Here is a 25,200-nt window from a genome sequence, read left to right as displayed (position 1 = left end):
CCGCGGTCTGTCCTTCCGTACACGTCTGACCCCTGCCGGCCCGCCTCGCCGGCCGTCTCGTCGTGGCCCCGCCCTTGTGCGCTGCTCGGCCGCGAGTTCACACGTTCTCGGAAGGAACTCCCCTTGTCCCGCCCTGCCCTGCACCTCGCCGTCGAGCTCGACGGCGACGGCGCTCATCCCGCGGCCTGGCGCCGCGCCGCCCACGCGCCCGACCAGCTGCTCACCCCGCGCCGCGTGGCCCAGGTCGCCGCCGTCGCGGAGAACGCCGGGTTCACCCTCATCACCCTCGACGACGGTGTGCTGCCGCCCGGGACCGCCCCGAACCCGGTGGGCCGGATGGGCGCGGTGGAGCGGGCCGCCTTCGTCGCCGCGTCCACGAGCAGCATCGGTGTCGCGCCCGTCGTACCGCTCACGTACGCCGAACCCTTCCATGTCTCCAGCCAGTTGGCGTCCCTGGACCATGTCTCCGCGGGCCGCGCCGGGTGGGTGGTGAGCGAGGAGGAGCAGCCGGAGGCGGCACGCGCCTGGGGCCGCCCGCTCGTCGACGGCGCCGACGCCCGCGCCCGGGAGTCACGGGACGGGCTGGAGGTCGCCCGGGCGCTGTGGGACTCGTGGGAGGACGACGCGGTCATCCGGTCCGTCGCCACCAGCCGCTACCTCGACCGCGAGCGGCTGCACTACATCGACTTCACCGGCGAGACGTACGCCGTGAAGGGCCCGGCGATCGTGCCGCGCCCGCCGCAGGGACAGGTCGTCGTCCTGGGCCGACCGGACCGCGTGCCCGCCGCACAGCTCGATGTCGGCCTCGTCGGCGGACCTGACCTGACGTCCGTCACCGCGGCCGCCGCTGCCGCCGGTACGGCCCGTGTCTTCGCCGAGGTCGAGGTCGCGCTCGACACCCCGGACGCCACCGCCGCCGCCCGCGTCGCCGACCTGGAGCGGCACGCCCCGTGGCCGGACCGGGGACGGCTGCGGCACATCGGCTCCGCCGGGCAACTGGTCGCACTGCTCGGGGAGTTGAGCCGTCACGTGGACGGTGTACGGCTGCATCCGCTGGTGCTGGACGAGGATCTGGCCGTCCTCTCCCGTCTCGTGCTGCCCGCCCTGTCCGAGCGGCGGCTCGTCGCCCGCCCCCTGCCGGGCACCTCCCTGCGCACGACCCTGGGGCTGGCGCGCCCCGCCAACCGCTTCGCCGCCGTATCCCTCCCGGAGGACGCCCGATGACCCGCACCGACCCCCTCGACGTCCCCCGGCCGCACGCCCAGCTGCACTTCGGGGTCTTCTTCCAGGGCGTCAACCACTGGACCATCTGGTCGGCCCCCGAGAGCGGCTCGCAGATCGACCCCGCCTCCTTCCGCAAGGTCGCCCAGACCGCCGAACGCGGCCTGTTCGACGCGTTCTTCCTCGGCGAGGGACTGCGGCTGCGCGAGGTCGACGGCAAGATCCACGACCTCGACGTGGCCGGACGGCCGGACGCCCTCACCCAACTCGCCGCGCTGGCCGCCGTGACCCGCCGGATCGGCCTGGTCTCCACCTCCAACTCCACCTTCAACGAACCCGCCGACCTCGCCCGCCGCCTCTCCGGCCTCGACCTGCTCTCCGAAGGCCGGGCCGGCTGGAACGTGGTCACCACCGACAACGCCTGGACCGGCGCCAACTTCCGCCGCGGCGGCTACCTCGACCACGCCGACCGCTACCGGCGCGCCGAGGAGTTCCTCACCGTGGCCCGCGCCCTCTGGGACGGCTGGGCGGACGGGGCCGTCGCCGGCGCGCAGACCGCGTCCGCGTGGGCCGCGCCCGGCGCCGTACGCCAAGTCCGCCACCGTGGCCCGCAGTTCGACGTCGACCTCGCCCCGACCCTGCCGCGCAGCGCCCAGGGCCACCCGGTGATCTTCCAGGCCGGCGACTCGGGCGAGGGACGTGACTTCGCCGCCCGCAACGCCGACGTGATCTTCTCCGCGCACGGCAACGACTTCGACGACGCGCTGGCCTTCGCCGACGACATCCGCACCCGGCTGCGCGCCGTGGGGCGGCCGGACGACGATCTGCGGATCCTGCCCGGCACCGAGATCATCATCGGTGCCACCGAGGAGGAGGCGCGGGAGAAGAAGCGCTGGATCCGGCTCCAACAGGTCACCCCCGCCACGGCGTTGGGCATCGCCACCCTGCTGTGGGGCATCGACCTGTCCGACCGCGACGCCGACGGGCCGCTGCCCGCGGAGGACCCGGTCGTCGCCGAGAACGACGGCTCCTTCGGCGCGCGGCGCGTCGCCGATCCGAGGGCGGTCGTGGCGGAGTGGCGGGCGAAGGCGGAGGCGCACGGCTGGTCGCTGCGCGAGACCGTCATCGCGCTCGGCCCGCAGCGCGGCCACGTCGGCACCCCGGCCGGACTGGCCGACAAGTTCGCCCACTTCGTACGGCACGGCGCGCTCGACGGCTTCAACGTGACGCCGTACCTCATCCCGGACGGCCTCGACGACATCGTCGACCTGCTCGTCCCGGAGCTGCAGGAACGCGGCGTCTACCGCACCGAGTACACCGGCACGACCCTGCGCGACCACCTCGGCCTGCGCGAGCCGCTCACCCACCGATCCGCCGCCGAACGGCGCCAGGCCGGCTGACCGAACGCCCCTGCCCCCGAAGGAGACCTCATGACCATCGAAGCGACCGCCACCGACCTCCAGGCCTTCACCGAGAGCTGGCTGGAGTGGTACCGCGCCCAGGAGGCCCGGCTCGCCGACCCGCACGGGTTCCTGGCGATCACCGGCCTGCACTGGCTCGACGAACGTCCCCAGCGCTTCCCCGACGCACCCGGCGCCTGGCACACCGGCCCCGAGGGCGTCGTCGTCACCCTCGACGAGGGCGAGGAACTGGTCGTCGACGGCACCCCGGTGCGCGGTGAGCACCGCTTCGGCGTGCTGCCCGAGCGCGGCGGCGTCAACGCGGTCTGGGGCGAGGCGGTCATCGAGGTCGCCAAGCGCGGCGGCCACGACATCGTCCGCCCCCGGCACCCGGACGCGGAGCTGCGTACGGCCTTCACCGGCACCCCCGCCTACGCCCCCGACCCGCGCTGGGTCGTGCGGGGCCGGTACCTCCCCTTCGACGAACCGCGTCCGACCACCGTGGGAGCCGCTGTCGAGGGGCTTGAGCACGTGTACGACGCCCCGGGCCGGATCGAGTTCGAGCTGGAGGGGCGTGAGCTGTCCCTGACCGCGTTCCCCGGGTATGCCGAGGGCACCCTGTCGGTGCTGTTCACCGACGCCACCTCCGGGGTCACCACCTACGCCGCCAACCGCTCCCTGACCGTCGGTCCGCCGGCGGCCGACGGCACGGTGACGCTGGACTTCAACCGCGCCGCCAACCTTCCGTGCGCCTACACCGACCTCGCCACCTGCCCGCTCCCGCCGGCCGAGAACCGGCTGCCGGTCGCGATCGAGGCGGGTCTGAAGATCCCCCGCGAGCGCGGCGGCGCCTGAGCGGACCGGCCCCGGTGCCGCCGGTGCCCGCCCGTCAGTGGCAGTGGCCCTGGCGGCCGAGGGTCTGCACCGGAGTCGCGCCGGGCCGGGTCCACTGGGCGACGGGGCGGCTGGTCGGGCCCCAGGTGGGGTTGCCGTCCGCGTCCGAGCGCCAGGACCAGCAGGCGTCGGCCCCCTCCGGCCAGCCCTCGGGCTTGTCCTCCCACCTCTCGCCGCGGCCGTAGGGAGTCATGTCGAGCAGGGCGAGGGAGATGTTGAGCGGCTCGTTGCCGCGGCCCGTCGTGGAGTAGGTGAGGAAGGCGCGGTCGCCGTCGCGCAGGAAGCAGGTGAGGTGTCCCATGTCGCCGCCGACCGGGGCAGGCGTGTCGCGCACCGAGAACCAGGGCTGGGTGTAGCCCATGAACTCGACATAGGGGGCCACCTCGTCCCAGGGTCCGGTGGTCAGGACGGCGAAGGAGACGCCCCTGGCGTTGAGGTAGACGGCGTCCTTGAGGTGCCAGGCCGCGGTGGTGCAGCCCTCGCACTGACCCTGGGGCGGCGCGCCGTCGTACCACATGTGCTTGTACACCACGAGCTCGTCGCGGCCCTCGAACAGGTCCAGGAACGGGACGGGGCCGTCGGCACCGACGACCTCGACCGTGCCGTCGAACTCCACCATCGGCAGCCTGCGCCGGTCCGCGGCGATGGCGTCGCCCGCACGGGTGTGGGCCTTCTCGCGGACCAGGAGTTCGTCGCGGGCCTTCTGCCAGGTGGCCAGGTCGGTGACGGGCGGCCGGCCGGGCCGCGCGGTGGTCGGGTCGTCCGGTGTGGTCGTCATGGTGCGTCCTCCGTGGTGTCTCGTGCCGGGCAGCGTCGTACGCCGTCCAGGGACGGTCACCGGAAGAGACTCCGGGCCCGACCGAAACTCATCGCCGGGGCGTCAGGCGGATCCGGGCCCGCGGAGGTCCTGGCGGTCTCAGGGTGTGACGATCCTGTCCTGTTCCACCAGCGGTGTGCCGTCGTGCCAGGGCAGGGCCCTGCCGAACCGGACGAGTTCGCCGTGAAGGGCGGGATCGACGCGCTCGGCGAAGATCAGGTCGAGTACCGCCACGGCGGCCTGTGACGGTGACTGGGCGTGGCTGTAGTCGCTGAACCAGGGGCGTGAGGTGGCGGTGTCGACCATGCCGGGGCAGACCGAGGCGACCAGCGTGCCGGTGGCGAGGTCGTGTTCGCGGCGTGCGGCGGCGACCGCGCGGACCGCGGCGACCTGCGCGACCTTCGAGGGCACGTTCAGCCAGACCGGCCAACCCTCCTCCGTCGCCGTCCCGTTGTGAATCGCCCGGCGCCAGGACTCGACCGTCTCCTCGACCTGGTCGAGGCTCGCGCTCTCGAAGAGGTGGTGCAGCCGTGGGTCGAGATGGCCGAGCGTGCCGAGGCTGCTGGCCACCACCAACAGACGGCCGCCGGGGCGCAGTGCGGGGCCGAAGGAGCGCAGGACGGCGTGGGTGGCGGTGTTGGAGACGTCGATGAACTCGTCGGCCCGCGCTGCCTGCGAGTCCTCGGGCAGCAGGCGGGCGACGGCGTTGGAGACGACGATGTCCACGCCGCCGTACCGGCTTTCGAGCTCCTTGGCGAGGGCGGCGACCGCGGCCGTGTCGGTGACGTCCAGGACGCGGCCCTCGACGCGGGCCCGGGTGCCGGGCAGTTGGGTCACTTCGCGGGCGGCGTCCTCGACGCGCTGCGGGTTGCGGCCGGTGAGCAGGACGAGGTCGTCGGGGTGCAGACGGGCCGCCAGGCCCTCGACGAGGGCGCGGCCGAGTCCTTGGTTGGCGCCCGTGACCAGGGCGATGCGTGAGGCACTCATGACGACCACGCTAGGAACGCCGCGTCCATGAGTCCAACGAAAGTTCGGCAAGCGTGGTATGCGTAATCGTCATGGACTTCACGGATGTGTCGCTGACCTCGCTGCGCGTCTTCCGTGCCGTCGCCGAGCAGGGGACGTTCACCGCCGCCGCCGACACGCTGGGATACACGCAGTCGGCGGTCTCCCGGCAGATCGCCTCGATCGAACGGGCGGCGGGCGCCGAGCTGTTGGAGCGGCGCCGCGACGGCGTACGGCTCACCGCCGCCGGACACGTCGTCATGCGCCGGGCGACGGTGGTGCTCGACGAGATCGACGCCACGGCACGAGAGCTGTCCGGTCTGCCGGAGCAGGCCGGCACGGTCCGCCTGGGATGGTTCCCCAGCGCCGGCGCCGTCCTGCTGCCCAGAGCCCTGGCCGCCCTGCGCCGCACCGACCCCGGCCTCACCGTGGTGGGCCGGGAAGGCAGCACTCCGGCGCTGGTGCGCGCCCTGCGGGCGGGCAGCCTCGACCTGGCCGTGCTCGGGTCGGCGCCGCCCTTCCGGCCGCCGGACGCCGAGTCCCCGCCGCTGGTGCTGCGGACGCTCACCGAACGGGCGCTGTGCCTCGCGGTGCCCGCCGCTCATCCGCTCGCCCGGGGTGAGTTCGTGGACGTCGCCGATCTGCGGGGGCAGCGCTGGATCACCGGGTCCGGCTCCGGGGAGGACCGCCTGCTGGGGGTGTGGCCGGGGCTGGACGAGCGGCCGGAGATCGCCCACACCGCCCGCGACTGGCTGGCCAAGCTCCAGCTCGTCGCCGCCGGCTGCGGGCTGACGACCGTACCGGCGCTCCTCGCCCCCGCGGCACCCCCGGGCGTCCGCGTCCTCCCGGTCCGCGGCGGGCCCCAGGAACAACGGCGGCTGCTCCTGGCACGCCTCCCCCACCCGCCGGCCGAGCCGGTCACCCGGGTAGCGGCGGCTCTTCGTGCGGTGGCCGTCGCCCTGGACGCCGACGCCGGCCGCTGAGCGCCGAGCGGGCCGATGCCTCCCTCCCCTCGGGGCACGGAGCGAGCGCCGCCCCGATCGGGCCAGCACCGCTCGACGCCCAGGCGGGTGACGCCTTGACTGGCCTGAACGGCGCGGCGGCACAGGTGGGGAGGCGGGATGGCGTGGACGGCGCGGCTGGAGCGCCTGCGTACCCACGCCGAGCAGCGGTTCCCGGTCATCGTCGAGCTGACGGGCCGGCTGCTGTCGGGGAACCTCCTGGACGCCGGGACGAGGCTCGCCGCGCAGGCGTTCCTGGCCGTGATCCCGCTGCTGTTCGCGATCGCCGCGTTCACCCCGCACAGCGTCCGCGACCAGTTGCGGGAGTCACTGCGCGCCATGTTCGGTCTGACCGGCCGGTCCGACCTGGAACTCGATCAGGTGCTGGGCAGCTCCGCCGACGACAGTCTGCGCGAGACGACCGGCGCCGTGGGCCTGGTGGTGGCGCTGGTCTCGGCCACCAGCTTCAGCCGGGCCATGGCCCGGGTCTGCGAGCGGGCCTGGCGGCTGCCGAAGTCGGCGACCAGGATCGCGGCCTGGCGCTGGCTGGTGTGGCTCCTCGTGCTGGTGCTCGTCGTGCTGCTCCAGGGGCCCATCCGCGACGGCTTCGGCGCCGGCGCGTGGCTGGGCGTGCCGCTCTTCTTCGTCCTGAGCACCGGACTGTGGCTGTGGACGCAGCGCCTGCTGCTGGCCGGCCGGGTCCCCTGGCTGCCGCTGCTGCCCGGAGCACTGCTCGCCTCGGCCGCCACCAGCGCCCTGGCCCTGACGGCCCGCCTCTACATGCCGGCCGCGCTCAACCGCACCCTGGCGGAGTACGGCTCCCTCGGCGTGGTCCTGACGCTGCTGTCCTGGCTGATCGTGGTGTGCGCGACGGTCACCTTCGCGGTGACGAGCGGTGCCGTGCTGGCGGAGGAGCCGCCGCTGAACCGTGTCCTGTGGCGAGGCGGCCCCCCACCTCGCCGTGGCTGAGAACGGATGCTCAGTCGAGGCAGAACTCGTTGCCCTCGACGTCCTGCATCACGATGCAGGACTCGTTGACGCCGTCGGCCTTCAGGAGCTGCACCCGCACCGCGCCTAGCGCGAGCAGTCGCGTGCACTCGGCCTCCAGTACGGCGAGGCGCTCCTCGCCCACCAGCCCGGTGCCGACCCGCACGTCGAGGTGCACCCGGTTCTTGACGACCTTGCCCTCGGGGACGCGCTGGAAGTACAGGCGCGGGCCGACGCCCGTGGGATCACTGGCCGCGAACCAGGCGTCCCGGTCCTCCGGGGGCTGGGCCTCGTTGTAGGCGTCCCAGGTGGCGAACCCCTCCGGGGGCGGCGGCGCCTCGTATCCCAGCACCTCGCACCAGAAACGGGCGACGCGCTCGGGCCGCGCGCAGTCGAAGGTGACCTGGAATTTCTTGATCGATGACATCGGCGCACCATAGCAAGCCCGTTGTTCAGCCCCCACGGCGTCACACCCTCTGCGCGCCCAGATGGTCGGCCAGCCGGTGCGCCTGTGCGAGCAGCGTCCCGTACGTGACCAGCGCGTCGGGGTCGTCGGGCGCGGCGGCCGGGAGCTGCCGGCGCAGGGCGTCGAGGGTGCGGCGCAGCTCGGCGGCGGCGTCGTCCAGCGCCCGTCCGGCGGTCTCGTCCCGGTCGTCGGCGGCGAACCGGTACGCGCCGTAGAGGTGCACGGCGCGCGCCGTCTCGCGGAGAAAGTCCGCGTAGGCGGTGGTGACGGTGTCGTCCGGCCGGGACGTGGCGCCCTCGGCCGCCTCGCGCACGGTGCGGGTCACGCCCACGGTGTGGACGGCGACGTAGTCCAGCAGGGCCAGTGCGTCGGCGTACGTCGTACCGTGCGCGGTCGCGTGGTGCCGGCGCGGCCGCCTGAGGTTGCCCCGGAGGCTCTCCTCGCTCCAGCCGATCGCCGACCTGGCCTGGTCGACGAGGCGTCCCAGCCGCAGGGCGCGCTGGTGCCGTACGCCGGCCTCGTGGGCGTCCCACTCGGCGGCGGTCAGCCCGTCGGCCACGTCGTCCAGGATGTCGCGGGCCTCGCGGGCCGCCTCCGCCAGCGCGGCGCGGGTGTCCCGCAGGTAGGTCGGGGGCCGGATCAGCGCGTTGACGGCCACCCCGACCAGCGCGCCGAAGACCGCCTCCGAGAGGCGTGCGGCCGCCCCGGCGAGCGTGACCTCGCCGCCGGTCAGGACGAACAGCGCCCCGGTCGCGCCGAAGATGCCCTGGCTCCCCAGGCGCCGCCACTGTCCCAGCAGCAGGACCAGCGGCAGGACGACGGCCATCGTGACCATGGCGTTCCCCGTCAGCATCGCCGCGGCGGTCGCCACCATGGTGCCCACCGCGATCGCCGCCAGCTGCTGGAGCCCGTGCGCGACCGACCGGTACACCGTCGACTCCACCAGCGCGATCGCCACCCACGGCGCCACGAACGCCATCGGGGCGGCCAGCCACCAACCCGCGACGGCCCACGCCACCCAGGCCGCCAGCGCCGCCTTCCCGGCCTGTGCCACCACGTCCCGCTCACGCCCGGGCTCCGCCCAGGCCCGTCGCACGGCCGTCACCGCGTTCCGGGCGCGCCACCCGACCGCCCGGCTCGTCCTGCCGATCCACTTCATGCCACATCAGGTGCCACATCCGGGACGAACCGCACCTGGGTCCGCGACGGCGGGGTCGCGCGCGGCGGGCGCGGCGGAGCGCGGTCGTCCGATTCCCGGGCCGCCCCGGGGATGGCTCCCCACCGGCTCGCGCGCGAGGATGCTTCTTCGGGCCGATGACGGATGACGACAGCCGACGAACGCCGATTTCGCAAGCCGGTGAGCATCGAGGGAGCCTCGGATGGGTTCACATGCGGCGCCGCACCACCACCGGAAGGCCTTTCTGGTCGCCTCCGCGGTCGTACTGACCGCGGCCGGCCTGCTCGGACTCCCCCGTGCGGACGGGGCACCCGCCGCGGCCGACGCCGCCGACGCCTGCCGCACTACGAGTGTGAACCTGCCCCGTGGTGACTGCGGGCCCTTCTGGCAGGTCCTCGCGGAGGACTTCAACGGCGATGTGGTGCCGCTGGGCGCGTTCAGCGACTGCGAGCACGACGTCGACACCTCCGCCGCATACTGCGGGGGCCTGAGCGGCTCGTACCGCGACAACTGGTGGGCCTATCCGACCGGTTGGCGCGACACCGCCAACGACCGGGGCCGGGACGTGGTCGGCGTCTATCACCCCGAGGACACCGTCAGCGTCGGTCCGGCGGCCGACGGCGACGGACGGATGACCATCCGGATGTGGCGGCCCGCCGACGGCGGCCCCGTGCACGCCGCCGCGGTGGTCCCGCGGGCCGTGATGGAGATGGCGTACGGCAAGTACAGCGCGCGGATCAAGGTGACGAAGGTCGCGCCCGGCTACAAGTCCGCCTGGCTGCACTACGGCGGCGGCTGCGAGATGGACCATCCCGAGGGTGAGTGGACCGGTTCGCTGACGGCGTTCCACCATCCGTGCGGGGGCGGCGAGCAGGGTTCCTTCCCGGGCAGTGACGACTGGACCGAGTGGCACACGGTCTCCACGGAGTGGACGCCGGGTCACGTCCGCTTCTTCGTCGACGGCCGGCAGATCGGGCAGGACACCCGCGAGGTGCCCGACCAGCCGCTGTCGTGGGTGCTGCAGAACGAGAGCGCGCTGGAGGGTCCGGGCGCGGCGCCGGGCAGCAGCGCCCAGCTCGACATCACGTGGGTCGCGGCGTACGCGTACGACTGGGGGTGATCCCACCGGCGGCGCGGCGGTAGCGGACGGCCAACTCCGCGAAGGCCGCGGCCAGTTCCGGTGGGCCGACCACGTCGATGGCGGCGTCGAAGTGGCCGACGGCGGTGGCCAGTCCGGTCCATGACCAGGAGCCGAGGGTGAGCCGGCAGTGGTGGGGGCCGAGTTCCTCGACGGTTCCGTCCTGGGCGAAGGGCGCGACATCGGCGGCCGGGAGGTGCAGGACGACGGTGCCCCGGCAGGGCCAGTCGGTGGTGGTGCCGTCGTTGCCGCGGAACCGGCTGGTGACGAAGCCGGCGACGTCGCCGCCGGGGAGGGCGCGAGGGGTGAAGCGGGGGCCGGTGGGGGTGCGGGGGCGGATGCGGTCGACGCGGAAGGTGCGCCAGTCCTCGCGGTCGAGGTCCCAGGCGACGAGGTACCAGCGATCCCGCCAGGTCACCAGGTGGTGGGGCTGCACACGGCGGCGCTCGGCGGTCGGGGTGCCGTGCGCCGGGGTGTGGTCGAGGCGCAGTTCCTCGCGGGCGTGGACGGCGCGGCTCAGCTCCCGCAGCACCTGGGCGTCGACCCGCGCGGCGTCGGGGGCCTCGGGCGGCGGGACGGCGGTGACGCGCACCTGGTCGATGCGGTGCCGCAGACGGGGCGGCATGACCTGACGGAGGGTGGCCAGGGCGCGCTCGGCGTCCTCGGCGACGCCGGTGCCGGTGGCCGCGGTCCGCAGCGCGACGGCCAGGGCGACGGCCTGGTCGTCGTCGAACAGCAGGGGCGGCAGCTGGGTACCGGCCGCGAGGCGATAGCCGCCGCCCGGGCCTTTGACGGTCGTGATCAGGTAGCCGAGGTCGCGCAGGCGGTCGATGTCGCGGCGCACGGTGCGCGCGGTGATGTCGAGACGCCCGGCGAGCTCCTCGCCGGACCAGTCACGGTGGGTCTGGAGCAGGGAGAGCAGCGCGAGCAGCCGGGAGGACGTTTTCCGCATGGGATCCATGGTCGCCGAGGTAGCGGACACAACCTGTCCGCTACCTCCGTCAGGGTGGCGTACGAGCCGGTCACCGGGCCGGGTCCATCGAGGCGAGGAGCAGACCATGTCCGTCACGACCACCACCCATCTCAACTTCCGCGGCGCCGCGCGGGAGGCGCTGGACTTCTACCGGTCCGTGTTCGGCGGCCGGACCGTCGCGGTCACGTACAAGGACGCCGGCGCCGTACGGGACGAGAGCGAGGCGGACTGGGTGATGTGGGGCGAGGTGACCGGGGACGACGGCTTCCACGTCATGGCCTACGACGTGCCCGGCCACCTGCCCTGGAACCAGGGCGAGAACGCGTTCTTCGTCTCCGTGCGCGGTACCGACGCCGAGGAGATCAGCACCCTGTGGGGCAGGCTCAGCGTCGGCTCGACCGTCGTACGTCCGCTGGAGCCCGCGCCGTGGGCGCCGCTGTACGGCATGCTCACCGACCGCTTCGGCGTCACCTGGGTGCTCGACGTGGCCGCCCCCTACCACGCCTGAGTCCCGGGAACGCCATGACCGTCCTCGACGACCGCGCCCTCAACCGGGCCACCCTCGCCCGCCAGCACTTGCTCACCCGCGCCGACGTCGCCGTGCCCGAGGCGGTGGCCCACCTGTGCGGACTACAGGCGCAGGAGCCCCAGGAGCCGTTCATCGGGCTGTGGTGCCGCCTCGCCGGCTTCGCGCCGGGGCGGCTGGACGAGGCGATGACCGGCCGCGCGGTGGTGCGCACGCATCTGATGCGCCGTACCGTCCACCTCGTCACCGCGGGCGACGCGCTCGCCTGGCGGGCCCGCCACGACGCGATGCTGCGCGGGCGGGTCCTGGGCACCTACCGGCGGGAGTTGGCCGGCCTCGACCTGGACGAGGTCGCCGCCGCCGGGCGGGCGGTCATGGCCGACCAGCGGCCCCGCACCATGCGCGAGCTCGTCCAGGCCCTGGAGGACCGCTGGCCCGGGCCGCCGCGCCGGGTCCTGGGCGAGTTGGTCGTCGCGGCCCTCGTGCCCATGGTCCAGCTGCCGCCGCGCGGCCTGTGGCGGCAGTCCGCCGGCGTGCGCAACCTGCCGCTGGCCTCCTGGCTCGGACGGGACATCGATCCGCTGCCCGCCGCCGGGGAGGGCGACCCCGTCGGGCGGCAGCTGGTCCGCCGTTACCTCGCCGCGTACGGGCCCGCCGCCGGCGCGGATCTGCGGGCCTGGTGCGGTCTGTCCGGACTTCCCGCCGCGGTCAGGGCCGTACGCGATGAGCTCGTCGTCTTCCGGGACGCGCGCGGCCGGGAGCTGTTCGACCTGCCCGACGCGCCCCGCCCCCACCCCGACACCCCGGCGCCCGTCCGTTTCCTCCCGGCCTTCGACAACGCCCTCCTCGGCTACCACGACCGGAGCCGCATCGTCGACGCCGCCCATGTCGGGGTGTCCGTCGCGGGCCACCGCACGGTCCTGGTCGACGGACGGGTCGCGGCGACGTGGGCCGTGCGCGACGACCGTCTCCGCATCAGCCCCCTGCGCCGCCTGACCGCCGCGGAGGAGGACGCCGTGCGCGCGGAGGCCCGCGAGTTGGCCGCCTTCCTGGACGAGCGGATCGAGCACATCCACCTCGACACGGTCGCCTGACGCCGGCTCACGGCAGCGGATCGAGCACCGGGTTCGTGAGGTGCTGGTAGATGATCGAGGTGCGAAAGGCCACGATCTCGCGCCGGTTGGTGAACTGGTCCAGCAGGAAGGCGTGCAGGTGGTCGATGTCCTGGGCCGTGACGTGGACGAGGAAGTCGTCGCTGCCCGCCATCGTGTAGACGGAGACGACTTCCGGGAGCCGGGTCACCGACTCCTCGAAGGCCGCGACGACGTCCCGGCGCAGCGGCCGGATCTGCGTCGCGACCATCGCCTGCACCGAGCGGTTGAGCGCGCGCAGGGAGACCTGGGCCCGGTATCCCTCGATGATGCCGCGCTGCCGCAGCAGCCTGGTGCGTTCGAGGCAGGTGGACGGCGCGATGCCGAGCTTCTCGGCGAGGGCGCGGTTGGAGAGCCGACCGTCCTTCTGGAGATGGTGCACGATCGCCGAATCAACTTCGTCCATGGTCGCCTCCATGAGCAGGATTCCGAATTTCCTTCGGCCGAACGCCAGTTGGGCCGTTCACAACCCTAGCTTCGACCGTATGAGCCAAGCACTGGAACACGAAGAGGTCGTCGTCCGCCGCGGCCGGCGGTCCGGGCTGCCGATCATCGTCGCCGTCCATTCCCGCGCGCTCGGACCGGCGGTCGGCGGCTGCCGGATGCGCCGCTACGACAGCTGGCGGGACGGACTCACCGACGCGCTGCGGCTGTCGGAGGCCATGACCTACAAGGCGGCCGTGGCCGGCCTGGACTTCGGCGGCGGCAAGAGCGTGATCGCCCTGGACCGGGACACCGACCTCACCGCGGAGCTGCGCGAGGCCGCCCTGGAGGACCTCGGCGAACTGATCGCCCCGTGGCAGGGGTCGTACCGCACCGGCCCCGACATCGGCACCGGCCCGCAGGACATGGTGGTGCTGAAGCGGTTCACGCCGTACGCGTACTGCGCGCCCGAGGAGCACGGCGGTACCGGCGACTCCGGCGGCCCCACCGCCTCCGGGGTCCTGGCCGCGCTGCGCGCCGGGGCCCGGCATGTCTTCGGTGACGCCTCCTGCGCCGGCCGCACCGTGGTCGTCAGCGGGTTCGGTTCGGTCGGTGGCCGGGTCGCGGCCGGGCTGGCCGCCGAGGGAGCGCGGGTCCTGGTGTCGGACGTCGAGGAGTCGCGCAGGCAGGCGGCGTTGGCCGCCGGGTTCGGCTGGGTCGAGCCGGACGAGGCACTGTCCGTACCGGCCGACATCCTCGTCCCGGCCGCGGTCGGCGGCGTCCTCAGCGAGGAGAGCGTGCCGCGACTGGCGGCGCCCCTCGTCGTCGGCCCGGCGAACAACCAGCTCACCGAGGACTCCGTCGCCGACACCCTCGCGCGACACGGAGTCGTCTGGGTCCCGGACTACGTCGCCGGTGCGGGCGGCATCGTCTACACGCTCAGCCGGGAATCGGACCACGACAGCGACGAGGCCGCCCGCAAGCGGGTGGACGGAATCGGAGACACCGTCAGCCACGTGCTGGAACTGGCCCGTTCGACCGGTGTCACCCCGCTGCGGGCGGCCCGGCAGCTCGCCGAGGCCCGGCTGACCGCCGCCGCCTCTCGGGACGCCTGAGCGCCGCACCGCTTCACACGACGGTCACCGGATGCCGGACCACGGCGTCGAACAGATAGCCCTGGGTGTTCGCCACGGTCGTGTCCGGCTGGGTGCGGCCGGCGCGGTCCGTGGCACGGGCGAGCAGGCTGTACGGTCCCGGCGCCGGCGGCCGCCAGTCGGTGGACCAGCGGACCCAGCCGTCGCGGCGGCCGGCGTCGTGCAGCCGGGCCCGCCGCCAGCGCGCCCCGCCGTCCGTGCTGACGTCCACGCGGACGATGCCGCCGCCCCCGGACCAGGACCGGCCCGTCAGCCGGTGCTCCCGGCCCGCGTCGAGGCTCGCGCCCCAGGCGAGTTCCCAGGCGCTCTTCACGGTCTGGCGGGTCAGCGGGGCGCTGCCGCCCGGCGGGTAGGAGTCGCCGAAGAGCCGGTAGAAGTCGGTGTTCCAGGGCGAGTACAGGGGCTGGGCCGACACCTCGATGTCGCCGACCCACTTGACCGACGCGATCCCGACCCAGGACGGGACCAGGACGCGTACCGGGTGGCCGTGGTCGTACGGCAGCGGCTCACCGTTCATCTCGTACGCCAGCAGTACGTCGTCCAGCGCCTTCGACAGCGGCAGCGGGCGGCGGACCCGGCCGAGGTCGGTCCCGTCGGCGGTCACGTACGGGGCGTCCAGGCCCCGGGGCATCACATCCACGGCGGCGCGGTCGAGCCCCGCGCGACGCAGGACGTCGGCGAGCCGCACCCCTCGCCAGCGCGCGGTGCCGATCGCTCCCAGGGTCCAGGCGGTGCCGCTGACGGTCTGGCCCTGCTGGGAGCTGAAGTAGCTGCGCCCGTTGCCCGCGCACTCCACGAACGCCGTACGGGTGACGGCGGGGAACCGCTTCAGGTCGTCGAGGGAGAACTCCACGGCGCGGCCGTGCACCAGTCCGTCGCCGTGCACGGTCAGGGTCCAGTCGGCGGCGTCGAGGACCGGGGTGGAGGTGTGGTTGCGGACGAAGAAGTGGTCCACCGGTGTGTGATAGCCGGTGCCCGCGAGCGAGGCGAACCTGGTCTCCGCGTTGGTGCCGCGCACGGTGAACCACTCGTCGGGCAGCGGTTTGACGATCCCCGGTGAAGTGGCCGCCGCCGCAGGGGTGTTGAACCCCGCGGGGACGGCCAGGGCGCCACCGGCCGCCGCCAGCAGCCGAAGCATGTCCCGCCGCGAGACCCCGTCCGCGCGGGCCTCACCGGCCAGCCACTGCCGGAGTCTGCGACGGTCGTAGGCGGTTTCGGGTGTGCGCATGGAGGTCTGCCCTTTCGGAGGAACGGCCAGGAGTGAAGCGGGGGTTGGAACCGCGGGCACGCGGGCACGCGGGTGCGCGCGTGCGCGGGTTTGTCCGGACGTCGCCGAGCGGCGCATGTCAACGCGGGGAACCGCACCGACCGGGCACTGTGGCCCGGTCGTCGCGCTGCTACACGTGGAAGATCAACAACAGCCGTGCGAGGAGAGCACGCGGTACCGCTGAACGGCGGGGCGGCGTCGGCTGAGGATCATGCGGGCCATCGTACGAGGAAACCCCGACCCCTGACAGGGGCAGCCGTCACTCGTCCACACGGTCCTCCCGTACGACGTGCACCGCCGCCTCCTCGGCGCCCGCCGCGCCGCCGTCGATGCCCGCGTCCTCGGCGACCAGCTCCTTGGTGGTGTCCTCGTGGGCTCCCTCGTCCGGCGCCACCAGCCGGCCGGCGCGGTCGGCGCCGACCTCCGGGTCGCGCGGTTCGCCCGCTGCCCCGGGGGTGTCCCCGATCCCGTCCCCGGCCGGTTCCGTCACGTCGGCGACCTCCTGGCGCAGCCGCTCGTCCAGGGACTCGCCTTCCCGCTGCTCCGCCGCCGTGGTGCCGGTCCTGGTCACGCCCAGCGGCTTCTCCGGCGGCGAGTACCCCTCGTCCAGCATGTCGTCGTAGGTCCGCTCGTCGACCGCGTCCTGGAGATCCAGCGGAGCGGCGTCCTCCTGGTCCTCGTTGCTGCCCGTGGGCTGGTACACCTCGTCGCCCATGTCCTCGTCACTCATGATCGCCTCCCGGACGTGCTGGGTGGGTCCTTCTGTCTGCGGGGAGTACCGAGTACCCAGGGCGTGACACCTGTCGTCAGACGTGAGTTTTCGGGGCCGGACGAGGGGTCTGACCTCCTGCGGAGCCGCACGGCGCATATGAGGGTGCTGTGAATTTCCGAGGCGGTTGAACACCGGCCGCGCCGCATCCGTATGGGGCCGGGGGATTTCCATGCCGGACGGACCACCACCGACGCAGGAGTACTTCCGTGGGACGCAGTAAGCGCAGACGCCCGACAGGTGCACGGCGGGCCACCTTTGCCGCCGTGGCTCTCATGCTGGGAGGCGGTGGCCTGGTGGCCGCGAACGTGTACGCCTCCGCGACCGAGGACACCTCCTCTCCGACGACCCTGTCGGCGGACGGTGGTTGGGGAGCGGGCACGATCGACTGCCCTGACGTGGGTGACAAGTTGACCAGCGTGCCCGACGGCGCGCGGGCGGACGTCGACAAGGAACTCGCCCAACTGGACCAGCAGACGGCCCAGGCCTACCAGCAGTTGCAGGATCCGGCGGTGCAGAACCGTGAGGCCGCCGTGAGCCAGGTCGTGCAGCCGCTCTCGGAGAACCGGGCGGCGACGATCCAGCGCATCGCCGCCGCGCTCGAACGGACCGGTGAACGTCCCGAGGGCCTCGACCAGTTGGCCGCGTGCACGCTCCGCGAGTCCGACGACCAGGCCGGCGGACAGGGCCAGGAGGGGCAGGGGGACCAGAACGGCCAGGACCAGAACGGTCAGGACCAGGGCGGCCAGGACGGTCAGGACCAGGGTGGTCAACAGCAGGGCAACGGCGGTCAGTCCGGCAACGGTCCCGTCGCCGCCGACTACGCCGACATCACCACCGCGCCGCCCGCCGCACCGGCCCCCAACCCCGGCGCCGACGCCTCCAAGGGCAGCTTCGTCACCAGCTGCGGCGTGAACGCCAACGGCCTGTTCAACTCGGACAACGTGATCGTGGCCCCCGGCGTGTCCAACGGCGCCCACCACTTCCACGACTACGTCGGCAACCAGGCCAACAACGCCTTCGCCGACGACAACGAACTGGCCAGCGGCGACACCAGCTGCGTCGACCAGGGCGACAAGTCCTCGTACTACTGGCCCGTCATACGGCTTCAGAACGGCGCCCAGGAGCAGGACGCGGGCAGCCCCGGCGGCGGTATCGAGGGCAACGCGGGTGAGATCGTCACGCCCAAGGAGGTCACCCTCACCTTCGTCGGCAGCCCGAACAGCAAGGTCACGGCCATGCCCCGGCTGCTGCGCATCATCACCGGCGACGCCAAGGCGTTCGTCAACGGCACCGCCAACGCCAACGCGTCCTGGAGCTGCACCGGCTTCGAGGACCGCCAGCTGAAGGACAAGTACCCGCTGTGCCCGCAGGGCAGTGACGTGGTCCGCACCTTCAAGTTCCAGAGCTGCTGGGACGGCCGCAACATCGACAGCGCCAACCACCGCACCCACGTGGCGTTCGCGCAGGCCGACGGCGCCTGCCAGGCCGGCTTCAAGGCGATCCCGCAGCTCGTCCAGCGCATCGTCTACGACATCGACGCCCCGAGCCTCCAGGACGGCGGCCGCACCACGCCGCTCTTCGCGGTGGACGCCTTCCCCGAGCAACTGCACAAGCCCGTCACCGACCACGGCGACTTCATCAACATCTTCGACGAGAGTCTGATGAACGAGATGGTCGGCTGCATCAACGACGGCAAGCAGTGCGGCGCGGGCACCGGCGGGAGCGGGGGCGAGGAACCCGGGAACGGCGGCGACAACGGGGGCAACGACAACGGAGGTAACGACAACGGCGGGGGCGACAACGGCGGGGGCGGCAACGGAGGCGCCGACAACGGCGGGGGCGACAACGGAGGCAACGGCTCGGACGGCGGTGCCACCCAGGAGCCCGGTTCCGGTGGCGACAACACGACGGCCCCCGCGCCTGGTTCCGATGCCGGTTCCGATTCTGGTGGCAACGGCGGCACCGACGACGAGCCCCAGCAGCAGCCGACGCCGACCGCCGAGGAGAGCACCGCACCGACCGCCGACGAGCCGAGGACGTACACCTCGCCCTCGGCCACGCAGCGGCCCGACACGCAGTCCCCGGCAGCCGACGACGACACGGCAGGTGCCTCCGAGAGCAGCCCCTCGACCGGTGCCGTGGCGCAGCCTCCGCTCGGGGCTCAGACCGAGCCGCAGGGCGGCGGAGGCAGCCTCGCCGAGACCGGCACCCAGCTGTGGCCGGCCGCGGCGGGCGCGGTACTCCTGATCTCCGGGTTCGTTCTGCTACGACGCACCAGGCGCCGTTACATGTGACCCTGGGAGCCGATCCCGCGCCGATATGGAAGTGCGGGCGGACCTCGGGACATGTCAGGGTCACTGCCGTGACCCTGATGAACGTCCTCGTCGACTTCGCCCGCACCGGCCGGATCGGTCCCCTGGAGTGCGGAATGCCCCTGACCGAGGCCGAGGAACTCCTCGGTCCGGGGCGCCCGCACCCCGCCATCCGCATGAAGGGGCCGGACATCGACGGCTACCCGTACGCCTGGGGCGGGTTGAAACTGACCGTCACCCGGCGGACGGTCAGCGGCCTCGCGATCGAACTCTGGGGCTCGACCGCGCATCTGCCCACCCTGGTGCTGCCCGACTCGGAGTCGTACGAGGCCACCATGGACCGCGAGCAATTCGTGACGGCGCTGGACACCGCGGGCTGCGCGCACTACGTCAACGACCGTCTCACGTTCGGCAGTCAGTCCAGCATCCTCACCCGCCCCGCCGACGTGTGCGCGGTTTTCGGCCTCCCGGGCCGGGACGATCACGTGCCGCACCGCGACCGCCACTACCTCCATGTGATGCACAGACACACGGACTGACGGCGCTCCCGTCCGCCTCCGCGCTCCACCCCCGAGGCCTTGTCCCCAGCCTTCGGGACCGATTGTCAGTGATCGCCGCTAACGTTCCTCGCATCGTCGCACTGGCGCCGGGATGTCCCCGGTTGAACTGTGCTTTCTTCTTGCTGTTCTGATGCGGAAGGCGGGGACTCGTGGGTTGGCTCTCGGCGGGTGACGGGTATGAAGTCGCCCTGGTGGACGGGCGGGTGGCGGCGCGTGCCACCTCGGGCCGGGCGGCGGGGCGGCAGTTGAAGTCGCTGCCGCGCGCGCTGCGGGACCACCCGGAGGTGGACCGGCTGCGGCGGTTCGCCGAATGGCTGGATCGGCACGCCGCGGCCTGTGTCGCGCAGGTCGACTCCTGGATGGTGTCGTCGCTGCCCGTGCCCACCGGTCTGCTGGCCCGGGTGTGGCCGGACGAGGCCTGGCAGTCGGCGCTGCGTGACATAGCGGTGGTGGGCGACGACCCGGACGAGGTCGGGTTCCTGCGGGGTGCCACCGAGGACGGCGAACTGCGGGTGGTGAACCTGGACGGCGAGACGGTACGGCTGTCGCCGCGCACGGTCACGCTGCCGCACCCGGTGCTGCTGCCGGACCTGGAGGACATCCGGGAGTTCGCGGCGGAGCTGGGCATCGTGCAGCGTGTCGAGCAGATCCACCGGGCGACCTGGCAGCGGCCCGCCGACCTCGATCCGAAGGCCACCGAGATACGCGAGTTCACCGGCGGCTCCTTCCGCTCCCGCTTCGCCCTCGCCGCGCGCGCGAGTTCGCTCGGCTACCGGGTCTCCGGGGGCTACGCCACGTCCCGGGTGCGGGACGGCGGGCGGACCGTCGAGGCCGCGGTGTGGATCGGGGAGCCGTACTGGGAGGACACGGTGGAGACCGGCGCCCTGACCTGGCAGGACCAGGACGGGCGGGCGCTGCCGCTGCGGGAGGTCGGGCCGGTGGCCTGGTCGGAGGGGATGCGGATGGCCGCGGCGCTGTACGCCGGGCGCGTGATCGAGGAGGGCAAGAGCGCATGAGCGGGGGGACGCAGGTGTCGTACGAGGAACTGCTGGCGGCCGGCGCGGTGTTGCCGCCCGACGTCGAGGGGGCGGGCGAGCGCGCGGTGCCGCTGACGGCGCGCAGCTACCGCCACCCCGGTCTGGACGACCGTGTGGTGGTGCGGCTGGTCGCCGGTGAGCTGGGCGCGGCCGAGGACCTGGCCGCCGGGTTCCTCGGCATGGAGCAGGACGCGGAGCCGGCCGTCGTGGGCCTGGGGCTGCGTCAGTCGCTGGGCTTCCCGGAGTGGGTGCTGGTGCACCACCCCGAGGACGGCCACCACGCCCTGGGGGTCGTGCCGGACCTGGAGCGGGCGGCCCGGCAGGCGAAGTCCCGGCCGAAGGCCGCGCTGGACGCCTATCTGGAACTCGGCGGGCGGCTGGCGGCGGCGGTGCCGCACTTCCTGCCGACGTTCTACGAGCAGGCCGGCCGGGTGTTCCTCGCAGAGGAGAACGCCACCTATGCCGCCCAGTTGTTCACCCGCGCCCGCAAGGCCGAGGCGGAGCACGGGCTGACGGTGGAGGAGGAGCGCCTGGACGCGGTGTTCCTGGAGTTCGCGCTGGCCGGTGCGCTGCCGGTCAAGGTGCTGTCCGCGTACGGCAAGGAGCTGGCCGCGCGGGTGTCGGCGCAGGAGGCGCTGCGCCGCTTCACTCGGCTGTGTCTGCGCCGTACCGCGGGCGGTCTGCCGCCGTCCGCGCAGATGGCCACCGACCTGCGCAGGCTGGCGCGCGCCGCCGGGCAGGACACCGACCGTGCCGAGCAGGACTATCTGGCCGAGCTGCTGGAACTTCCGGCGACGCTGCGGGCCGCGGCCGGCTGGTGGAAGGGCCACCGGGCGGCCCTGGTGGCGCTGGCCGAGCGTGAACGGCGGGTGCGGGGCGCCCTGTTGGACATGCTGCCCGCCGGTTCCGACGACGACCTGCCCGCGATGTGGCTGGAGGTGCTGGAGGCCTCGGGTGCCGTGGCCGGGCTGTGGGACGGCTCCCTGCCCGCCGAGGAACGGCCGAGTGACGGCACGGCGGGCTGGCTGGAGCGCTTCCTGACGTTCCGGGAGCGGGCCCGGTCCTGGCGCGGCTCCACCCGGATGCCGGAGCTGTACCCGCTGGTGGAGCGGGCGGCGGACCGGCTGCGTACCGAACTCGCCGCGTCCGGGCGGGCGGTGAAGGTGCAGCAGGACATCGACCTGATCGACCTGCTGCTGTCGCTCGACGTGCCGGTGGCCGCGCCGGGCAAGGACGAGCACCTGCCCCTGCAGAGCTGGGCCATGGGCGAAGGGCAGCGGGACCTGGTGCTGCTGGGCGCCGACTCCCGGTTCCGGGACGCCTTCCTGCGGGGCGCGGACCAGTTCCACAACCACGACCAGGCGCACCGCGCGATCCGTCTGCTGGCCGACTCCCCCGGCGGCCGGCCCTGGCTGGCGGAGTGGGTGAGTTCGGTCGTACGGCGCTTCAGCGCGGTCGGTCTGCCCGGCCTGCCGAACGCGCTGACCAGGCTGGGCTGGCTGCCCGCCGAGGCGCTGGCCCTCGCGGAGGACGACGTCCGCGCGGCGGTCGGCACCGACCTCGCACCGGTGCTGGCCCGCACCCTGCGCGCCGGGATCTTCGACGAACTCGGCTGGCCCGCCTGGGAGGAGGCGACCGCCGCCCTCGTGCCCAGGGACCGGGTGGAGGACATCGTCGTCGCCGACGCGTGGCCCCACCTCGTGGTCGCGGGCCAGGCCCAGGCCCGGGTCATCGGCGTCGACGGCACCCTGCTCACCCACGACCTGCGGCTGCCGGCGAACGACGTGTCGGGCGACCCGGGCTTCCACCACGTGGACGGTGAACTCCTCGTCTACTGGAACTCCCGCAAGGACGGCCTGCGCGGCTACTGGCACTCCCGTGCCGATCGCGTCGAGTCCCTCAAGGGCGCGCACCGCACCCGGGGCACCGAGATGGACTGGTACCGGGGCGACTTCCCGATCACGCTGCCCCTGCCGGACGGCGGCCGGATCACCGGCCGCGGCGTCCTGCACGCCGGGGACACCACCTTGCCCGACGAACGGCCGCTGCTCTTCGACGGCTCCTCCCACTGGGTGTGGCACGCGGACTCCGAGGACCGCGAGGCGCACGGCTGGTACGAGTACGACCCGGCCACCCATGAGCGCGGGCGCATGAGCAAGCCCGCGTTCCTGGCCGACGCCCTGCGCGACGCGCCCGCGGGCAGCGAGTACGCGGGCGGACGACTGCGGCCTTCCCTCACCGCCGACGCCACTCCGGCCTGCATGCCGGTCGACGGACTGACGGGCCTGCGGCTGGTGAAGCTGCCCGACGGCTCACATCGCGCCGAGGACCTCGCCGGACGTACCGTCACCGTGCCCGCGCAGGCGGGCCGTCCGACCGCGCTCGTGACGTTCCCCGGCGCCGAGCGGCCCAGTGCCGTCGTGCGCAACAACTGGCAGCTCGAGGTGGTCGACGCCGACGGGGTCGTCACCGCCTGGGGCAAGACCGACCGCACCCCCGGGGTCTTCGGCGAGGGCACGTTGCTGCTGCCGCCCGTGCAGTACTGGGACTGTCTGACGCCGCGCGACCCAGAGGGCTCGACGGCGCTGCGGGGCGTCGACCGGGACGCGGCGGCAGCGCTGCTGGCCGCCGCGGCGAGCGAGAGCGACGAGGCGCTGCCCGACGCGATCCGTGCCCTGCTGCCCGTCACCCACGAGGCGCTCGTGAAGGGCATCGCCGGTGTCGCCCGCTATGCCGCGGCGCAGCAGGCCGTGCTGGACGCGGCGGCGATCCGGCTCACCCGTGCCCTCGAAGGCGGCCTGGAGGACGAGGGGCCGGCCGGCCCGCCGGACCGTCTGCTGACGGACGCGATGAACGGCCTCGGGGTGTCCCGCCGGTACTGGTGGAACCGCGACGACGAGGCCGACACCGTCTTCCGTGCCCTGCGCGTCCTGGCCCGGGCCACCGGGCTCGCCGACACCGCCCTCCCCGACCGTCCCGACGTACGGCTGCACCTCGACGGCCACGCCCTGCCGAGCGGCGACCCGGACCTGGAGACCCTCCTCGACCGGGCCACCGCCCTCGCCTACCGGGCGGCCTCCGGCACCACCACCGAGGAGCACCGCGAGGTACTGCGCACGCTGCTGGGCGAGTTGGACCGGCTCGGGCTGGTACCGGCCGCGTCCGCGCACTGGCGCAAGGTGGGGCTGCACCTGGAGGCGGCCCCGCTGCGCACCCCGGGCGGCGACTGGCGCGAGGGGTCGTGGAACGGCGTGCTCCCGCTGACCGACGGTGCCTTCGTCGCCGTGACGGGACGCCGGGCGCTCGACGACGACGGTTGCACCTTCACGGGCTACTTCCACGACCCGGCCGGACGGTTCGAGACACCGCGGCCCTACCAGGCGGTGTCGTCCGAGCCGCTGGGCGAGGAGGCGGCCACGGGTCGCGTGGGCGTCTTCCTCGCGGAGCTGGCGCAGCGCGGTCCGGCGCCCTGGTTCCCGGAGGCCGCCGAGGAGTTCGCGCGACTGACCGGCGTGACCGACACCATGGCCCGGCTGATCGTGGCCGGTCTGCCGGGGATCGACGTCTACGAGCGGAGCTTCCTGAGCGCCGAGGCCCGCACCCTCATCGGGGTGAAGGTCGCCCCGGCCGCGGTGGCCAAGGACGAACTGAGCGACGTCGACGGTGCCGTACGGGCCGCCGTCGTGGGCGCGTTGCTGCCCGCCGACCCCGCCCGTCTGTGGAGCGACGGGCCGGACGTGGCCGCTGCCGCCGCCGTGTGGAACGCCAAGGTCGGCAGGCGGGTCGCCGTCCCCGAGGCGTTGCTCAGCGACGCGGTCCGCGCCTTCCGGTACTCGACCTGGCCGGTACGGGAAGCGCTGCCCGCGCTGCTCGACCCGGCCCGTTCCCCGCAGCTGAGCCGGGACCTGGAATGGGCGGTCAGCGGCGACCGGGTCCGGCCCGTCGGGGACGACACGGACGGCTTCACGGCGGGGACCCTGACCGGCTCGGTCGGCCTCGTCGCCTGGCTCGCCCACCGGCTGCCCGCCGGCGACCCGGTCCGCGCCGCCCTGCCACCGGCCCTGACCGCGGTGCGGGAACGGCTGGCCCACCCCGGACTCATGCTCGACCTGGGGCGCTACATCAGCCTCCCGGACTTCCGGAAGACCGCTGGCGCCCCCACCGAGATCGGCCAGGGCTTCGAGCGGTACGGCGCCGTCGTCCTCTCCACCCACGACGACCAGCCCGCCCCGGGCCTGCGGGTCGCCCTGCTCGACGAGACCGGGCAGGACCCCTACCTGCCCGCGGTCCGCGTCGACAACCAGCGGCCCTACGCCGCCGAAGCGGCTCTGCGCCTCGTCCGCGACCAGCGGTTCGCGGCCCTGCTCGCCGACCCCGGCGAGCCGATCGCGGGCGACCGGGACAAGGACGGCACCTGGTGGCCGCAGGACCCGAGCCGCTCGGTTCCCGACCTGGTGACGGAGGCCGCCAAGGAGTACGGCCTGGGCGAGGACGCCGCCACGCTCTATCTGATGCTGCTCGCGATGCCCGACCCGACCGACCGCATGACGGCCCGGTGGACGGGCTGGAAGCCGGCCCGGCTCAAGGCCGCCCGCGCCGAACTCGCCGCCGGCGACCTCGTGGTCGAGGCCACCCGGACCCGGGCCGGACGCTCGCTGTTCCTGCCCGGTGGCTGGGTCGAGCAGTCCGCGCCGCGCGTTCCGCTGGAGCGCTGGAAGCTGCCGCTGTTCGGCGAAGTCACCGACGAGCATGTGCCGTTCGGCGTGATCGTGCCGCTCGAACCGGCCGCGGACCTCTACCGCCGGGCGTGGCAGCGCGTCCAGGACGGTGACGCTCCCCGGTTCGAGGAGCTGAAGAAGGCGCGGCGGGGGCGCCGCCGCTGACGCGCCCCAGCAGCACGGGGCGCCGCTCACCGGCGG

21 protein-coding genes are annotated in these 25,200 nt (G+C 73.7%); 13 read left to right on the top strand and 8 right to left on the bottom strand.

All coding sequences use genetic code 11. The annotated features are described in order from the left end of the window. Positions 1 to 123 precede the first annotated feature (123 nt). From EJC51_RS42730 to EJC51_RS42720, 3 genes are read left to right on the top strand one after another with little or no spacing between them, the layout of a single operon-like run. Positions 124 to 1,224, top strand: coding sequence for an LLM class flavin-dependent oxidoreductase (locus EJC51_RS42730; protein WP_126276024.1), 1,101 nt, complete (start codon positions 124 to 126; stop codon positions 1,222 to 1,224). Next, positions 1,221 to 2,621 (top strand): NtaA/DmoA family FMN-dependent monooxygenase, encoded by a 1,401-nt coding sequence (locus tag EJC51_RS42725; protein ID WP_126276023.1) that lies wholly within the window; start codon positions 1,221 to 1,223, stop codon positions 2,619 to 2,621. Before EJC51_RS42730 ends, EJC51_RS42725 begins: the two co-directional genes overlap by 4 nt. Positions 2,622 to 2,651: 30 nt before the next feature. Next, positions 2,652 to 3,476, top strand: a complete 825-nt coding sequence (locus tag EJC51_RS42720; protein ID WP_126276022.1) for a DUF1684 domain-containing protein — start codon at positions 2,652 to 2,654, stop codon at positions 3,474 to 3,476. Between the two features lie 34 nt (positions 3,477 to 3,510). Here the strand turns inward: EJC51_RS42720 and EJC51_RS42715 are convergent, their stop codons facing one another. Further along, entirely contained in the window at positions 3,511 to 4,293 is a 783-nt protein-coding gene (locus tag EJC51_RS42715; protein ID WP_126276021.1) for a DUF899 family protein, read from the bottom strand. 138 nt (positions 4,294 to 4,431) lie between these two features. Continuing rightward, complete coding sequence (locus EJC51_RS42710) at positions 4,432 to 5,319, bottom strand: SDR family NAD(P)-dependent oxidoreductase (RefSeq protein WP_126276020.1); 888 nt, start codon at positions 5,317 to 5,319, stop codon at positions 4,432 to 4,434. 71 nt (positions 5,320 to 5,390) lie between these two features. Between EJC51_RS42710 and EJC51_RS42705 the strand changes: the two genes are divergently transcribed. Next, the gene (locus EJC51_RS42705; RefSeq protein WP_126276019.1) at positions 5,391 to 6,320 is read left to right on the top strand and encodes a LysR family transcriptional regulator; all 930 of its coding nucleotides are present in this window, start codon (positions 5,391 to 5,393) and stop codon (positions 6,318 to 6,320) included. Positions 6,321 to 6,458: 138 nt separating this feature from the next. Beyond that, the gene (locus EJC51_RS42700; RefSeq protein WP_126276018.1) at positions 6,459 to 7,307 is read left to right on the top strand and encodes a YhjD/YihY/BrkB family envelope integrity protein; all 849 of its coding nucleotides are present in this window, start codon (positions 6,459 to 6,461) and stop codon (positions 7,305 to 7,307) included. A 10-nt stretch (positions 7,308 to 7,317) separates the two neighbouring features. Here the strand turns inward: EJC51_RS42700 and EJC51_RS42695 are convergent, their stop codons facing one another. After that, positions 7,318 to 7,752 (bottom strand): VOC family protein, encoded by a 435-nt coding sequence (locus EJC51_RS42695; protein ID WP_126276017.1) that lies wholly within the window; start codon positions 7,750 to 7,752, stop codon positions 7,318 to 7,320. 40 nt (positions 7,753 to 7,792) lie between these two features. After that, on the bottom strand, positions 7,793 to 8,950 hold the full coding sequence (locus EJC51_RS42690) for an FUSC family protein (protein ID WP_126276016.1): 1,158 nt from the start codon (positions 8,948 to 8,950) through the stop codon (positions 7,793 to 7,795). Positions 8,951 to 9,170: 220 nt separating this feature from the next. Here EJC51_RS42690 and EJC51_RS42685 point away from each other — a divergent pair, with 220 nt between their 5' ends. Beyond that, positions 9,171 to 10,088, top strand: coding sequence for a glycoside hydrolase family 16 protein (locus EJC51_RS42685; protein WP_126276015.1), 918 nt, complete (start codon positions 9,171 to 9,173; stop codon positions 10,086 to 10,088). Here the strand turns inward: EJC51_RS42685 and EJC51_RS42680 are convergent. Further along, a complete protein-coding gene (locus tag EJC51_RS42680) occupies positions 10,051 to 11,058 on the bottom strand; it encodes a helix-turn-helix transcriptional regulator (RefSeq protein ID WP_126276014.1) in 1,008 nt (335 codons plus the stop codon). The genes EJC51_RS42685 and EJC51_RS42680 overlap by 38 nt on opposite strands. Before the next feature lie 106 nt (positions 11,059 to 11,164). Here EJC51_RS42680 and EJC51_RS42675 point away from each other — a divergent pair, with 106 nt between their 5' ends. Both EJC51_RS42675 and EJC51_RS42670 read left to right on the top strand, forming a co-directional pair. After that, complete coding sequence (locus EJC51_RS42675) at positions 11,165 to 11,587, top strand: VOC family protein (protein WP_126276013.1); 423 nt, start codon at positions 11,165 to 11,167, stop codon at positions 11,585 to 11,587. 14 nt (positions 11,588 to 11,601) lie between these two features. Beyond that, a complete protein-coding gene (locus EJC51_RS42670) occupies positions 11,602 to 12,699 on the top strand; it encodes a winged helix DNA-binding domain-containing protein (protein ID WP_126276012.1) in 1,098 nt (365 codons plus the stop codon). A 7-nt stretch (positions 12,700 to 12,706) separates the two neighbouring features. On the opposite strand, the gene EJC51_RS42665 is transcribed toward EJC51_RS42670, so the two are convergent. Then, complete coding sequence (locus EJC51_RS42665) at positions 12,707 to 13,162, bottom strand: Lrp/AsnC family transcriptional regulator (protein ID WP_126276011.1); 456 nt, start codon at positions 13,160 to 13,162, stop codon at positions 12,707 to 12,709. A gap of 79 nt (positions 13,163 to 13,241) precedes the next feature. Here EJC51_RS42665 and EJC51_RS42660 point away from each other — a divergent pair, with 79 nt between their 5' ends. Next, positions 13,242 to 14,294: a Glu/Leu/Phe/Val dehydrogenase dimerization domain-containing protein gene (locus EJC51_RS42660; RefSeq protein ID WP_126276010.1), complete on the top strand. Its 1,053-nt coding sequence runs from the start codon at positions 13,242 to 13,244 to the stop codon at positions 14,292 to 14,294. 13 nt (positions 14,295 to 14,307) lie between these two features. Here the strand turns inward: EJC51_RS42660 and EJC51_RS42655 are convergent, their stop codons facing one another. Both EJC51_RS42655 and EJC51_RS42650 read right to left on the bottom strand, forming a co-directional pair. Continuing rightward, positions 14,308 to 15,561 carry a sulfite oxidase gene (locus tag EJC51_RS42655; protein ID WP_126276009.1) on the bottom strand — a complete coding sequence of 418 codons (1,254 nt, stop codon included), beginning with the start codon at positions 15,559 to 15,561 and terminating at the stop codon, positions 14,308 to 14,310. A 298-nt stretch (positions 15,562 to 15,859) separates the two neighbouring features. Continuing rightward, a complete protein-coding gene (locus EJC51_RS42650) occupies positions 15,860 to 16,330 on the bottom strand; it encodes a DUF5709 domain-containing protein (protein WP_126276008.1) in 471 nt (156 codons plus the stop codon). A 314-nt stretch (positions 16,331 to 16,644) separates the two neighbouring features. On the opposite strand from EJC51_RS42650, the gene EJC51_RS42645 reads away from it, so the two are divergent. The 4 genes from EJC51_RS42645 to EJC51_RS42630 all read left to right on the top strand — a co-directional run bounded on the left by EJC51_RS42645 (position 16,645) and on the right by EJC51_RS42630 (position 25,164). Further along, positions 16,645 to 18,666, top strand: a complete 2,022-nt coding sequence (locus tag EJC51_RS42645) for a DUF1996 domain-containing protein (RefSeq protein WP_126277358.1) — start codon at positions 16,645 to 16,647, stop codon at positions 18,664 to 18,666. A gap of 68 nt (positions 18,667 to 18,734) precedes the next feature. Next, the gene (locus EJC51_RS42640) at positions 18,735 to 19,223 is read left to right on the top strand and encodes a hypothetical protein (protein ID WP_126276007.1); all 489 of its coding nucleotides are present in this window, start codon (positions 18,735 to 18,737) and stop codon (positions 19,221 to 19,223) included. Positions 19,224 to 19,393: 170 nt separating this feature from the next. Then, the gene (locus EJC51_RS42635) at positions 19,394 to 20,260 is read left to right on the top strand and encodes a DUF4132 domain-containing protein (RefSeq protein ID WP_126276006.1); all 867 of its coding nucleotides are present in this window, start codon (positions 19,394 to 19,396) and stop codon (positions 20,258 to 20,260) included. Continuing rightward, positions 20,257 to 25,164: a DNA-binding protein gene (locus tag EJC51_RS42630; protein ID WP_208870780.1), complete on the top strand. Its 4,908-nt coding sequence runs from the start codon at positions 20,257 to 20,259 to the stop codon at positions 25,162 to 25,164. The genes EJC51_RS42635 and EJC51_RS42630 overlap by 4 nt, the downstream gene beginning before the upstream one ends. Positions 25,165 to 25,200: the final 36 nt, after the last annotated feature.

The sequence above is a fragment of the Streptomyces aquilus genome (genome assembly GCF_003955715.1).
Classification (GTDB): domain Bacteria; phylum Actinomycetota; class Actinomycetes; order Streptomycetales; family Streptomycetaceae; genus Streptomyces; species Streptomyces aquilus.
Note: the sequence above shows the minus strand (reverse complement) of the source record. Positions and strands in the feature narration are given on the sequence as shown.

Coding starts and splice junctions, on each gene's coding strand:
- EJC51_RS42725 (WP_126276023.1), top strand. CDS start 1,221: ATGACCCGCACCGACCCCCTCGACGTCCCCCGGCCGCACGCCCAGCTG.
- EJC51_RS42720 (WP_126276022.1), top strand. CDS start 2,652: ATGACCATCGAAGCGACCGCCACCGACCTCCAGGCCTTCACCGAGAGC.
- EJC51_RS42715 (WP_126276021.1), bottom strand. CDS start 4,293: ATGACGACCACACCGGACGACCCGACCACCGCGCGGCCCGGCCGGCCG.
- EJC51_RS42710 (WP_126276020.1), bottom strand. CDS start 5,319: ATGAGTGCCTCACGCATCGCCCTGGTCACGGGCGCCAACCAAGGACTC.
- EJC51_RS42705 (WP_126276019.1), top strand. CDS start 5,391: ATGGACTTCACGGATGTGTCGCTGACCTCGCTGCGCGTCTTCCGTGCC.
- EJC51_RS42700 (WP_126276018.1), top strand. CDS start 6,459: ATGGCGTGGACGGCGCGGCTGGAGCGCCTGCGTACCCACGCCGAGCAG.
- EJC51_RS42695 (WP_126276017.1), bottom strand. CDS start 7,752: ATGTCATCGATCAAGAAATTCCAGGTCACCTTCGACTGCGCGCGGCCC.
- EJC51_RS42690 (WP_126276016.1), bottom strand. CDS start 8,950: ATGAAGTGGATCGGCAGGACGAGCCGGGCGGTCGGGTGGCGCGCCCGG.
- EJC51_RS42685 (WP_126276015.1), top strand. CDS start 9,171: ATGGGTTCACATGCGGCGCCGCACCACCACCGGAAGGCCTTTCTGGTC.
- EJC51_RS42680 (WP_126276014.1), bottom strand. CDS start 11,058: ATGCGGAAAACGTCCTCCCGGCTGCTCGCGCTGCTCTCCCTGCTCCAG.
- EJC51_RS42675 (WP_126276013.1), top strand. CDS start 11,165: ATGTCCGTCACGACCACCACCCATCTCAACTTCCGCGGCGCCGCGCGG.
- EJC51_RS42670 (WP_126276012.1), top strand. CDS start 11,602: ATGACCGTCCTCGACGACCGCGCCCTCAACCGGGCCACCCTCGCCCGC.
- EJC51_RS42665 (WP_126276011.1), bottom strand. CDS start 13,162: ATGGACGAAGTTGATTCGGCGATCGTGCACCATCTCCAGAAGGACGGT.
- EJC51_RS42660 (WP_126276010.1), top strand. CDS start 13,242: ATGAGCCAAGCACTGGAACACGAAGAGGTCGTCGTCCGCCGCGGCCGG.
- EJC51_RS42655 (WP_126276009.1), bottom strand. CDS start 15,561: ATGCGCACACCCGAAACCGCCTACGACCGTCGCAGACTCCGGCAGTGG.
- EJC51_RS42650 (WP_126276008.1), bottom strand. CDS start 16,330: ATGAGTGACGAGGACATGGGCGACGAGGTGTACCAGCCCACGGGCAGC.
- EJC51_RS42645 (WP_126277358.1), top strand. CDS start 16,645: ATGCTGGGAGGCGGTGGCCTGGTGGCCGCGAACGTGTACGCCTCCGCG.
- EJC51_RS42630 (WP_208870780.1), top strand. CDS start 20,257: ATGAGCGGGGGGACGCAGGTGTCGTACGAGGAACTGCTGGCGGCCGGC.